Here is a 13,234-nt window from a genome sequence, read left to right as displayed (position 1 = left end):
TTTCTAAAAAACGATATGTACTTAATAAAAAATAACTATAAGATTAAAGAGCAGAAAAGCGAGACATTATGCTTATTTAGTACAAATAACCTAATTAGTATAAAAACATTTCTGACCTAAAATACCATTTCCAATTATAATTTGTTAAATATTATCTCCTTTTCCCTTATTTATATGCCCGCATTTGAATTTCAAATAATATAAGGATCAATGATATTTCCTCTTAAAGAAAAAAAGATGCTAGAAGATAGCATCTTTTTTTTAAATTCAACTTACTATGTAGTTATATTTTATTTTGGAAATACTCGTTTTTAAATGAATATTAATGTGTAAAAAATACATATTCTTTTGTTCTAAGTTCATACACTTCTACCAAACCGATACGGAATTTTCTGATTTTAAAACTAATATGAAATAAAGGAGAATAAAAAGAAAAACTATTATCAATCTATCAATTGAAAATAATACTTAGCAAGAGTTTATCATCTTAACTCCAAGTGTATTCGTTTTGCTTCAAAATAAAGAACTTGAATAAATTTTTTCGTATCAATACGAGCAGGTAATGTTGGTTCATTATTCAATTCTGTCATCTTTCTCCTTACGGTAGTAAAATCAAAAAATCTAGAAGCATAATTTTCGAACTTCGGGTTTAAAAAATCAGTAAGTCCAAGGGATGCTAAATGGTTTAATGATTGATAAATTGCTCTCCGAATCCGTTGTTTGGAAGCTTCTATGAACCTTTTTAATTCGGCATCTTCAGCTGAATCCCCAAGTTTTTTTTGAGCCAAATTCATAAAAATCTCTTTTAGTGAGGGAAAGCCTTGTTCCAACGTGTTATCTTGTTCATATTTATATAAATAATCTAGCATATCCATTAAATCTTTACTTCCACTTTCACTGGCTATTCCTAATTCAGACAAAAGAAAATGAATGGAATTTTGAAAATGATTAAAAGTATTTAAATGTTTTTCATTACGGTATTTTTCTTGTGCACTTGAATTACTATCCAATTTTAGTACCATATTAAGCGATTCTTGAATGTTGTTTATCGATTTTTCCAAACGAATTCGTTCAATGACTTTCCGAACAACTGTTAATACTTCAATCCGGTTAATTGGCTTAATAATATAGTATTCAACACCAAGCGAATAAGCTTCAGCAATTAATTCTTTTGATTCTACTTGAGAGACCATGATGATTTTCCCTTTAAACGAAGGTTTTATTTGACGGATTGTTTTTATTCCATCTTGAATCGGCATTAACAAATCGATAAATAAAATGTCTATATTTTTAAGGATTAGCATTTGTTGCTCTAAAGATAAACCATCCTCAGCTTCTCCTATAACCTCCCCAAGATCTTCATCCTCGATAATTTGAGCCAACATTGAGCGAACCGCTTTTTCATCATCTACTATATAAAAATACATAGAATCACCCTTTCGAAATTATATGATCAATCCCTAATCTAATTATAAAAATTGATCCTTTTCCTTCGGTTCTGTCCTCAAGCGTAACATCACCTTCAAGTTGTTCGACCATTTCTTTAACATACGATAATCCGATACCTGTCGATGGGTTGCCTAAATCATCATATTTAGAAGTAAACCCAGGCTCAAAAATTGAATCTTTATATTTTGAAGAAATACCAGGACCATTATCGCCTATTTGAAATTCAACAAAATGGTGGTCTTTATTAATGTCAATTGTGATGGTTCCCATACCTTGGATAGCTTCTACAGCGTTTGTAACGATATTATTTATAATAGATAAGATTGTGTAAATATGATAATGAGGATGCACACCATCAATTTTATACAAAAATTGGATGTCTTTCTCTAGCAAGCGTGCATATTTCGTATTTGCCCGTATAATGATATTTACTAGTTCATGTACAGACATATAATCTGTAAAACTTTCATCGGAAATTAGTTTTGAAAGTCCCGCAAAAATACGTTGGTTATCCTTTTTAACGTCATGGACCTCACCAGCAATTTGTAATGCCTGTTGCCTTAAATCCCCAAACTGAAAATCCATCTGTTTGTGCTCAAAAGAGTCTAAGGTTTTATATAAATCATAGGATTTTTTTGTTATATTCTCAGCATCTTGTAATGTTTTTTTTAAATGAACAGCATCTTCATATAAATTAGAGATAAGCATGAGCATGTGTTCATTTTGTTTCTTTATGTGTCTCTCCCTTGATTGCGCTTCATACAATTTCATCATATTGAAAAAGCTTAGAACTATAAAACTATGGGAACATGCGATAACAATAATCTCATTTATTGCCTCGGATGTGATTGATGTTTTTAATACGAAATATTGAATCATTAATTCCACACAGTCTGACAGTATTTCAATCATGCAACCAATAAAACCAATCATTAGTGGTTGATGATAAAAACGTTTGATTTTTGCTAAATGAAAGAGATACGAATAAGTAAAATAAAAGAAAAAACTAGGATAGTGAGTATGAAAAGCGGCTAGCCAATCCATATTTCCCTTTATAATGACATCCATTGAGATACGAAATACTACCACGACTATCGCTGTTAAAAAACCCGGTAAAAATGCTGGAATTCGTCGAAACAATAACAAAAAAAAGAAAAATGTTGGTGCGCCAAAGCTCATTCTAAATGTTTCATTTAAAGGAAATGACTTTATTTCACCTACTAAGGGTACTGTAAGTATCATTAAAACGAGAATATAGATGTCTTTTTTTACTAAATTACTAAGATTCAAAATAATCACTTCTCACTTTCGCCTAACAGTCAGTATACAAACCTATTTGCATTAATACAATACTTACTCTATTTTTTTCAAAAACTGATAAATAAGATATAAACGAAAGCATTATAGATTGTGAGTATTCATTACACCCTTCTACTTTAGAAAGATACTTTATAACTCAAAAATGTTCAGACACAATATAAGGTCTGAACACTTTTGGACTCGCTCTAACACCAAAATATCTGTGCTCCTTTTTAAAATATACTTAAATCCCATTCTTTTGCAATATGTTCTAACAACATAATTCCTGGTAAACTATTCCCATATTCATCAATGGCTGGTCCGTAAATACCAATACCACATCCATCTTGGAACGATAAATCCTTCCTAGATTTTGAGGGAACAAGTGTCATAATTCCGCCGGATACCCCACTCTTAGCTGGTAATCCAATGAAAGCAGCAAATTTTCCAGAAGCATTGTACATTCCACAAGTTAGCATTAAAGCTTTTGTTAACCTAGCTACTTCTTTAGGGAGCACCTGTTCTTTGCGAATAGGATGATATCCATCATGTGCTAGTATAAGCCCTATTAAGGCAATATCTTCTGTATTTATTTCAATCGAACATTGTTTTAGGTAAACCTCTAGTGTCTCCTCCACATCTGATTCTAGAAAACCATTCTCCTTTAAATAGTATGCTAATGCTCTATTACGATGAGCCGTTTCCCATTCTGATTGAAATACTATTTCATTAATAGCGGGACGCTTCTCTATCATTTTTTCAATTAATACGTATAGAGATTCTAATTTTTCTTGCACCGATGTCCCTGGCAAAAGTGAAGCTATCGTAATCGCTCCAGCATTGATCATAGGATTAAAAGGTTTTCCTGGTTTATGTATCTCTAAACGAATAATTGAATTAAAGGCATCTCCAGTTGGCTCTACGTCAACTCGTTCTAATACATAAGAAATACCGCGACTTAAACAAGCGGCTATAAAACCGATTACTTTTGATATACTTTGTAATGTGAAAGGTATCTCCCAATCTCCTGATTTTATCATTGTTCCATCTGGCTTTACTATACAAATACCTAACTGCGATACATTTATTTCCCCCAGAGCGGGAATATAACTGGCGCTTCGTCCCTTAGCTGCATACGCTCGATAATGAGCTACCCATTGATCTAAGCAAACTTTTTCTTGACCCTCAACTTGAACGCTAGAATCCTTTATCATTTAATCATATTCCCCCGTACTATTAACTTTATATAGAATGATTTTTTCTTTACTATAATCAATAATATTTGCACTAGAACCAAGAAAAATATTCAGACATATTGCAGTCTGAATATCCTTCTTATTACACACTTTTCTTTTTTGAAGTTTTCTCATAACTATCCCAACATTCAATATTTTCAAGCCCTTTAATGTTTTCTTTATAAAAAATAGGATCTTTACCAGCTTTTTTCTGGTTTATATAATCTTGTAACGCCGCAAATGCTACTTTTGAAAGTAAGGTAATAGCAATTAAATTAATAATAACCATAAAGCCCATAAATAAGTCCGCTAAATCCCATACAATTTGAATCTTTGCAACAGAACCAAATACAATCATAGCCAACACACTTATTCTGTATATCATTAACCACACTTTACTTGTATGTAAGAAGCGAATATTTGTTTCACCATAATAATAGTTGCCAATTAACGCACCAAATCCAAATAAAAAAACAAAGATAGCAAGACAACCCGATGCCCAAGGACCTATGTGTTCACTTAATGCTGCTTGTGTAAGTGCAATACCATTTAACCCCGGTTGTTTATATGCATCAGACAGCAAAATAATAAAGGCAGTGCTAGTACAAATGATCAGTGTATCCGTTAATACACCAAATGCTTGAATCAGTCCTTGTTTCACCGGATGACTTGTTGTTGCTGTTGCGGCAACGTTTGGTGCACTTCCCATACCAGCTTCATTTGAAAATAAACCACGTTTAACTCCATTCATAAGTGCTGCACCAATTGAACCGCCTGCTATTTGTTGAAAACCAAATGCGTTTTGAACAATAAGAGAAAGAACTTCCGGCATTTTTGATATGTTGGTAACTACAACAAATAATGCAACTCCAATGTATAATACTGCTAAAAATACCACCTTGTATTCAGCCATTTTTGCAATACGTTGTACACCACCAAAAATAATCGCAGCGAAAGCAATAGCCATGATTATCCCAACTGTTAGACGATCTGTACCAAATGAGTTTTGAAAAGCAATTGTAACTGTATTTGATTGTACTGAATTGAATACAAGACCAAAAGTAATTGTGATTAAAATAGAGAATAATACTCCCATCCAACGTTTATTCAACCCTTTTTCCATATAATAGGATGGACCACCGCGGAAACCAGTTTTATCTTTTACTTTATATATCTGTGCTAATGTGCTTTCGACAAAACTGGAGGCCGAGCTAATAATAGAAATAATCCACATCCAAAATACAGCTCCAGGACCACCTAATGCAATTGCAATCGCAATTCCTGTGATATTCCCTGTTCCAACGCGGGCTGCCATACCAATACAAAACGCTTGAAAAGGAGAGATTTGATCTTTAGAACCACTTTTCCCCTCCATTAATACACGGACCATCTCTTTTAACATTCGAAACTGTACAAAATTCAATTTAAATGTAAAATAAATTCCGCAAATAACAAGCATAATAATTAACAATTTAGACCATAAAAAATCATTTGTTGATCCGACTAACTCTACAAAAAATCTTTCCATATTATCACTCCATACCAAAAATTTATCTATTATAATCTATATAAAATCACCTATATTCCTTGGCATAAATACCTCATTCATATTCAAATACAACAAGGATAAAAATTTTCTATATTAATAGAATTGGCCTGTTTAAACAAACATCGCAACACGCAACCACAAAACTGAATTTTCTAAAAACTTACCATTTATACACACGATGCTCTATCCCCTTCTGCAAAACTAATATTCTTATCCACTAATGTTGTTGTACTATTATGTTTGTTTCGTTTACCGGTGATTTACATTTAAATCATAATAATCTATAGTGATTAACTGGTTTTTTGTTAATTTTCTTAAGAACATGGAAATATCTCCTTTCTTACTACTAATCTCAAAAATAGGCTAGGTAAAAATTTCACAAAAAATCTATAAAGCGCTTTCAATCTTTAACTAAGAGAAGCTTGTCTTTAATTTATAATTAAAAGTACAGAATGTTACGAAAAAGTACAGGTTTTTATAAAAATAAAAAATATTTTAAGATTTTTCATCTAAAAAAACAGTGAGATTTTGTGAATTTTATACAGTATCCAAACGTCGCAGATTTTGTTCTATCTATCCTTTGACAAGCCTCTATTTTCTTCATAAAAACATGCATATTTTTTCTCTTTTAGAAGTTCATATAAAGTATTTGAAATCAAGAATCAACGGGATATTATAAGAATATTTAAAAAATAAAACATTTAATTTATTTATGGTATCATACAAAAAACATTTGTTTTCTCAATTAATCCCCCTAGTTGGATTCGTCTATATTGCACATATTTACAACATGAAAGACACTAAGAAAAAAAGATTTTGTTGAAGGGATGAAACATTACAAAACTCTTATTTAGGACCTTATGTCATCCTCTTTTCTAGCAATATCGAGTTATCCCAAAAACGTATATTTACTAACATAGATTACAGGTGGTGTATTGTGAAAGAAATAGTATTTGTTCAAAATAAAAAAAGACTCCTTATGAAATTCGAATTTTTAAAAAAGGATTTAGTACTTACCATTTCACTGATACTAGCAATTGTAAGCTGCTTAATACATTCGCCAAAGATCGAATATATTAACTTTGAAGTGTTAATTAGCTTATTTAATCTAATGGTGGCCATTAAGGCCTTGGAACAGCTAAAGATATTAGACAAACTTGCCGTTGCGATTTTAAATAAATGCAATAACAGCAGGTCAATATCTATTATTCTAATTTTGTTATGCTTTATTTGCTCCATGTTTGTAACAAATGATGTTGCTCTCCTCACTTTTGTACCAATAACACTTGTCATTAGTAAAAAAACACAAATGAACATGATGGATACAATCATCCTGCAGACAATTGCGGCAAACATCGGTAGTAGCTTGATGCCTATGGGAAACCCACAAAATTTATACCTATATTCTTACTATGGAATTAAGCTCATCCCATTTTTAGGTTCAATCCTGCTTTTAGCTGTACTTGGAATTAGTTTGTTATTTATATTTACTCAAAAACTTCAAAAAACAGATTTGAAAATAGAACTACCTGTTATTACCGTGAAAAATCGAAAAAAAGCTACCGTCTGGATTTTGATACTTATTACTATCATTGCATCTATTTTTGGTGTTATTAATTATTACATTGCGCTAATAGTCACACTGATAGCAGCATTTACGTTAGATAGAAACTTACTATTTAAGATCGATTACTTTCTTCTAATAACCTTTGTCTGTTTTTTTATTTTTATCGGAAACATTTCCCATTCCGATGCACTGGGGACATTTGCTCGCGCTAATTTAAGAGGAGATACTTCAGTCTTCTTTAGTTCCATATTTTTGAGTCAATTGATTAGCAATTTTCCTACTTCAATTCTTCTATCAAACTTTACTTCTGATTGGAAAGCTTTATTACTAGGAGTAAATATTGGAGGGCTTGGAACAATTATCGCATCTTTAGCCAGTGTAATCTCCTATAAACTATTCATTCAGGCCAATGTTAAAGAGAGTAAGGCGTATTTAATTAAATTTAGCATTTACAACTTTGCATTTTTAATCATACTTACATGTATACAATACTTTATCTTTAAATTTCTAAAAATTTTTTAAAAAATTGATTCCTTTAGAAAAACCCAAATTTCTCAGCATTAAATTGAGAAATTTGGGTTTTGATATAGGTATGTTTAAAGAGCTACAACTAAGTTACCATCAATTTAATATTTTGAGATGTTCTCACAGTGAAAATCTTTTAGCTTTTACGTTGTTTATTAGATTTCAGTTTATTTTTGAAGTCTTCTTCACAAAATCCTTAATGTCCCTCAATTTTTTCCCGCTAATATTATCTTTGATGGTTGAATCTAGTTCAATTTCTAATTTTGCAAATGCTGCTCCTACACAATTATAGATACTTAATCCCTCTATACTCTTTCAAGCGGTAATCCATTCCGATAGAAATTACAAATGACAAAATTTATCCGTTTTTCCTACTTGCTAAATTCAGCAAGTAAAATGTTTTTAAAAACTTCTGGGTTATTAAGGTTTAAACTGTTCGAATTGATAGCGAGTGTATGTTTACCTCCAAGTGTTCCACCAGCAAAAGTGGAAAACCCTGGAACGGCCCCCCTGTGTCCCCATACCGAGACACCGTTCGGAAGCTTAATTTCAAGTATTCCAAGACCATATCCGGTTCCCTCTCTATTTGTAGGAACTGTAGTAAGCATTTGTTTTAACTGCTGTTCCTTCAGTAATTTGCCACCTAGTAAGCAAGAGAAGAATTTGTTTAAGTCGTCAGCAGTAGAAATCACATCTCCATCCGAGCTACCTGGGTTAATATAAGTAACATCTTTTAGCTCACTCGCTCCGTCTAGTTGCAAATAGCCACGGGCATGCTTGGTGCCTGGAATCACGCTTGAATTACCAGGTAGAAATGTATTTGACAAATCAAGCGGTTCAATAATCCGATTTTCAACCTCTTCCGCATAGCTGTTTCCTGTTACTTTTTCAATAAGGATTCCTAGTATTACATATCCTGTATTTGAATAAGACCAACCCTTTCCTGGGGCAAAGTCTGGGGGAAGTGAAATCCCCATCTTTACAAATTCTTCAGCCGTATACGATTTTTTTATATCCGTAATATCAAAGTCTTTTGAATTTATATAGTCAGCAATACCACTTGTATGATTCAATATTTGCCGGATCGTAATCTGGTTACCATCATATCCATTTCCTTGAATAACACCAGGTAACCATTTTTCAATGGAGTCGTCTAGATTCAAACGGTTCTCTCCAGATAATTGAAGTAGAACTGTTGCAATGAACGTTTTCGTCACACTGCCAATGCGAAAGCGAAAATCTGCTTTCATTGGTTTCTTAGTTTTCAGATCCGCTACCCCAGCTGTATAACTCCAAGTTTTACCCCCCTTAGAAATTTTAGCGAGTATTCCTGGGTATCCAAGTTGCAGTTCATCTCGCATTGCTTTCTTAACGGAAGTACGATCGCTTTGCGTACTTGTTTGTAACGAACTAGATACATTTTGCGTAGGTTCTGCTTTTACAATTAATGTTGGTGTTATGTATAACAGGGAACTTCCACCTATTAAAAGTGCTAGACTTGCACATGTAATTTTACTGCGTGTTTTCATAAAGAATTCCTCTCTTCTATTTAAATTGTATTGATGGCTGATAGCTGTCTCATATACTAACCACATAGCTATCAACTCTCCCAATGATAAAAGTCAACACTGAATTTGCAATCAACGTACTAATCATTATTTTCACAAACACCATTGTGTTCTAACAATCTCTAAATCACTCTTTTTCCACATACATATTAACCATAGAAATTACTTCTTTTCCTTAAAACACTCTTGTTACTGATTATTTGTTTTATATGTAGGCCGTACTTGTTCCCCCCTTCATGCCTCCTTATATTTTTATCCTACACAATGAAAATCTCTTTTTTCTTACCTATTCCTTACAAATTCCTTACATACAAAATCACTTCTACAATAGGACTGAAGTAGTATCTGTGCCCGAAAGCGCAAAAAACACCAATGCTTTTCGCTTCAGTGTTTTTGCGCTTTACATATTGTAAGATTCGTTTTACTCTTAACAGGTTAAACTGCTGATTTTTTCTAATGCGATTATTCTTCTTGCTATATAAAACAAATTTCATTGTGTTATATGAAATTTGTCATTAAGGCACATGATTCTAAATTTATTGATGTACTTGAGATGGACTCACTTTTTGAATTTGAACAAGTATATCAAACGCTTTACCTAATGATATATCAACAGTTTTTGGTATATCAGGCCCTTCGGTAGTTATTCCAGCGAAAATTGGCTGTTGTTCGTTTAACCAAGTTTTTGTCACGCCGTTCGCCTTACGTAAATCAATAAAAAATTGATCTTTTTTGACCTGTCCAAAAATGTAGTTATAACTGTTTGGATCATCCGATTTTAATGTTCCATAGGGGCCAAATTCACCATTGCTATTCTTCACATTGTATTGTCCTTCATAAACTGACGTTCCAATAGATACGTACCGTTTTCCGTAATATTCTGCTAAATGCTGCCCTGCTACTTTAGGGTATATAAAAGAAAGCATATTTGTTTTCGAAACGTGTCCATTATGTCCCCATACAATGGTTTTTCCTAAATGTTCTTCAGTCCACTTCGCATTTTCATACATTGCAATATCATGTTTCAAATAAAAATCCGCTGGTTTATCAGGAGGTGTCGCTAACATTGTAGTAAACTGTTCAATAATACGAGCATTTTGCTTTATCCATACGAACTCTTTAGATTTCCCATTTAAATGACTTTTATTTTCCTCTAATAAAGCACTAATTTGTTTAGCATCTAAAACATACTTTTCTTTTTCTTCTTTCGTAAGGCTTTCAAAAGTATTCATATCCTTTGTTACAGGAATAAGCCCTTTTATCTTCTCTTCTACTCTAGGCAACAGTTTTGAATTGTTCGCTTTAATATATTCTATTATATTATTATAAACATTTTCGTTTACTGATTGAATGTCCATCCCGATGACACGTACTTTCGATTTATGTTTTGGATTAGCATTATATTGCCGAATCCAATCAAGTAAATCTAGCATTTCTTTCGTCTTAAATACAGGTGTTAGGTGTTGGCTTGGGTTTCCCTTACCAGTAAGAACATATCGATCAAGTTCCAAGGCCCTGTCCCATCCCTCTTCTAAAACTAGATTGGTAAAGCCCCTTTCAGATACTAAATACTTAACAATGCGGTGTTTCATCGTAAAAACTTCATGAGCCCCATGCGTAGCTTCACCTAAACCTACAATTGAAGCTGAACCTACCATATCCTTAAGTGGTTTCAAATCATTAAGAGATGCAGTTGGATTAGTTGTTTTTAAAGGCTTTGCATGTGCTTCTAACCATTTCGTTATTTGATTTGTATTATAGGGAGCTGTAACAGAAACCTCTGTTTTCGAATCTGCATAAGTATTTCCTACAAAATGAGTCATTGTTATAGCAGAAGCAACAATTGCAATAATTATTTTCTTTTTCATAAAAAACCTCCTGAAATATTTACTTATAGCTTTTTAACATACTCTGCCAACTTCCGTTTAAAACATTCATTTTCTTATTACTGTTAAGATACATTTATTCTAGTTCCTAAAACTCACTTATTTCTTAATAGGTTCTTAAGAAATTCTTAATTCATTTATACGAATATAAAGCTAAATAAGCTTCAATTCATTGTATTGTAAATTCCTCATTGCATAACATTATAATGTACAGATATTCGTTATAAATGATGTTATCTAAAGTATTCAATTTCAGTATGTATTATTAACGTAGTTAATATATGGTTAATATGAAGTTCCAAATTTTGATTGTTTGTAGTCTCTTTATCATAGAGTTAATTTAGGGGTTATTTTTTGTTCACTTCATTTTTTTCGGCACTCTGCATCTAGACTGTATACCCATTGGCCACAGTTAGACTATTTCAAATCAAAAAAATAGATTACCTGCACACTAAAGAGTATAGTGCACAGGTAATCTAGTTGTTTTTGAGATTAATAAAAAACTAATTTATCTTTTGAATTCTTCCATCAATAACAGACTGAATTGGTTCTTTTGATTTTTTTATATAATCTACTAATGCTTCAAAATCAGTTGGTCCTGTTTCAGCATCTTTACCGTTTTTAAAGGATACAAATCCATCTCCCCCTGAAGCTAGAAATGCGTTAGCAACGACGCTGTAAGTTTTAGAAGGAATAATTTCTTCTCCATTCGTTAAGCGAATACTTGTTACTTTTTCTCCATTGGGCTTGTTCGCATCCCAAGTGTATTGGATCCCTGAAATTTGAAGCATTCTTGTTATGTCTTTTTGCCATTGTTGATTTAAAATATCACGAATGTCTTGACCTGTTAAATTTACTTTTATTAATTGATTTCCGAATGGTTGAATACCATATATCTCTCCCCATGTAATATCACCAGCATCTAAGTCATTACGAATACCACCAGGATTCATAAGTGCAATTTGGGATTGCATTGTTGTACGCTGGGCATCAGCAACTAAATTTCCAAGAGTAGATTCACCAGCCGTATTGAGTTTGCGATCTAGTGGCGCAATAGACTTACCTACAACTTCATTAACAAGAGGTGCGATTTTTGCTTGATATTTCTCCATCTTCTTCTTTATTTTTTTATCAGGCTCTATGCCTTCATGATAAGTTGTAACAATTTCTGCTTTTTTCTCAACAATATCTTGTGTTTTACGATCAATCTTTACATCAACATCAGCAAAAGCCATACCATATGAATTTGCTTGTACGACAAGTTTATTATTAACAGTTCCATTTACATAAGTGTGGCTATGGCCACCAAAAATAACATCGACTTCTGGATCAGTCTCATTTGCTAATCGGACGATATCACCATTTGTTACGCCGTTCCCATCTGTTATACCTCCGTTATGTGCAAGAACAACGATAGATTTAACGCCTAGTTTTTTTAATTGCTTTACGGATTTGTTAATAGCTTCAACTTCATCTGTAATTTCTACATTCTTTAGCATAGTAGGCATAACAAGGTTAGGAACATCCGTTGTTACGACTCCGATAAATCCAACAGGAACTCCTTGTACCTTTTTTATAGTGAATGGTGGTAAAAATAAACGACCGGTGGATTTATTATAGAAATTTGCAGCAACATATGGGAATTTTGCCCCTTTAAAATTTCCTGTTTTCTCATGGTATCCACCATAAATAAGGCGGTTCATTTCTTCAACACCTTCATCAAATTCATGATTCCCTATCGTTCCAACATCGAATTTCAAATCATTTAGAAATTCAATCGTAGGTTCGTCTTGTAATAATGCTGAAACAGGAGTACTTGCTCCAACAACATCTCCAGCATGTACCTTTAATGTATTCGGATTTTGTTTTTCACGATCACGTAAATAAGCCCCTAAGTACTCAATTCCCCCTGCATCTTTATTGTTAATTTTTTTTACAGTGTCTAGTTGCCCATGAAAATCGTTAATACCGAGCATTTGTACATCTATGTAGCGGTTTGATTCTGTACTTGCTTGGGCTGAAGGCATAGCAAATACACTAGTAAAAGTAACTGTACTTAATGCTAAAGCAACTGGAATGATTTTTTTCAACATAAAATTTCTCTCCCCTAATTAAAATCTGACATAATACGATGTTATTTTAATATATTAAGAGAA

The 13,234-nt window shown here is 32.7% G+C and carries 8 protein-coding genes and 1 pseudogene; 1 reads left to right on the top strand and 8 read right to left on the bottom strand.

What is annotated here, in order from left to right; all coding sequences use genetic code 11:
• Positions 1-482 precede the first annotated feature (482 nt).
• The 4 genes from ACTFR8_RS17265 to ACTFR8_RS17250 all read right to left on the bottom strand — a co-directional run bounded on the left by ACTFR8_RS17265 (position 483) and on the right by ACTFR8_RS17250 (position 5,511).
• On the bottom strand, positions 483-1,427 hold the full coding sequence (locus ACTFR8_RS17265) for a response regulator (RefSeq protein WP_119781405.1): 945 nt from the start codon (positions 1,425-1,427) through the stop codon (positions 483-485).
• 4 nt (positions 1,428-1,431) lie between these two features.
• The gene (locus tag ACTFR8_RS17260; RefSeq protein ID WP_000584792.1) at positions 1,432-2,748 is read right to left on the bottom strand and encodes a sensor histidine kinase; all 1,317 of its coding nucleotides are present in this window, start codon (positions 2,746-2,748) and stop codon (positions 1,432-1,434) included.
• A 233-nt stretch (positions 2,749-2,981) separates the two neighbouring features.
• Positions 2,982-3,962 (bottom strand): glutaminase GlsA, encoded by a 981-nt coding sequence (gene glsA, locus ACTFR8_RS17255; protein WP_000588648.1) that lies wholly within the window; start codon positions 3,960-3,962, stop codon positions 2,982-2,984.
• A 124-nt stretch (positions 3,963-4,086) separates the two neighbouring features.
• A complete protein-coding gene (locus ACTFR8_RS17250; protein WP_000439290.1) occupies positions 4,087-5,511 on the bottom strand; it encodes an alanine/glycine:cation symporter family protein in 1,425 nt (474 codons plus the stop codon).
• 958 nt (positions 5,512-6,469) lie between these two features.
• Between ACTFR8_RS17250 and ACTFR8_RS17245 the strand changes: the two genes are divergently transcribed.
• Positions 6,470-7,621 carry an anion transporter gene (locus ACTFR8_RS17245; RefSeq protein WP_000659286.1) on the top strand — a complete coding sequence of 384 codons (1,152 nt, stop codon included), beginning with the start codon at positions 6,470-6,472 and terminating at the stop codon, positions 7,619-7,621.
• A gap of 165 nt (positions 7,622-7,786) precedes the next feature.
• Here the strand turns inward: ACTFR8_RS17245 and ACTFR8_RS17240 are convergent.
• The 4 genes and pseudogenes from ACTFR8_RS17240 to ACTFR8_RS17225 form a co-directional block, all read right to left on the bottom strand.
• Positions 7,787-7,885 (bottom strand): annotated as a pseudogene (locus ACTFR8_RS17240) (cytochrome P450); the annotation flags it as partial.
• Positions 7,886-7,995: 110 nt separating this feature from the next.
• Complete coding sequence (locus ACTFR8_RS17235; RefSeq protein ID WP_000857798.1) at positions 7,996-9,153, bottom strand: serine hydrolase domain-containing protein; 1,158 nt, start codon at positions 9,151-9,153, stop codon at positions 7,996-7,998.
• A gap of 575 nt (positions 9,154-9,728) precedes the next feature.
• Complete coding sequence (locus tag ACTFR8_RS17230) at positions 9,729-11,060, bottom strand: erythromycin esterase family protein (protein WP_069605259.1); 1,332 nt, start codon at positions 11,058-11,060, stop codon at positions 9,729-9,731.
• A gap of 521 nt (positions 11,061-11,581) precedes the next feature.
• Entirely contained in the window at positions 11,582-13,171 is a 1,590-nt protein-coding gene (locus ACTFR8_RS17225) for a bifunctional metallophosphatase/5'-nucleotidase (RefSeq protein WP_000913792.1), read from the bottom strand.
• Between the last annotated feature and the right edge of the window lie 63 nt (positions 13,172-13,234).

The sequence above is a fragment of the Bacillus cereus group sp. MYBK15-3 genome (assembly GCF_051916765.1).
Taxonomy (GTDB): domain Bacteria; phylum Bacillota; class Bacilli; order Bacillales; family Bacillaceae_G; genus Bacillus_A; species Bacillus_A cereus.
Note: the sequence above shows the minus strand (reverse complement) of the source record. Positions and strands in the feature narration are given on the sequence as shown.

Excerpts from the sequence above, each read along its gene's own strand:
- ACTFR8_RS17250 (WP_000439290.1), bottom strand. The coding sequence starts at position 5,511 with ATGGAAAGATTTTTTGTAGAGTTAGTCGGATCAACAAATGATTTTTTA.
- ACTFR8_RS17235 (WP_000857798.1), bottom strand. The coding sequence starts at position 9,153 with ATGAAAACACGCAGTAAAATTACATGTGCAAGTCTAGCACTTTTAATA.
- glsA (WP_000588648.1), bottom strand. The coding sequence starts at position 3,962 with ATGATAAAGGATTCTAGCGTTCAAGTTGAGGGTCAAGAAAAAGTTTGC.
- ACTFR8_RS17230 (WP_069605259.1), bottom strand. The coding sequence starts at position 11,060 with ATGAAAAAGAAAATAATTATTGCAATTGTTGCTTCTGCTATAACAATG.
- ACTFR8_RS17225 (WP_000913792.1), bottom strand. The coding sequence starts at position 13,171 with ATGTTGAAAAAAATCATTCCAGTTGCTTTAGCATTAAGTACAGTTACT.
- ACTFR8_RS17265 (WP_119781405.1), bottom strand. The coding sequence starts at position 1,427 with ATGTATTTTTATATAGTAGATGATGAAAAAGCGGTTCGCTCAATGTTG.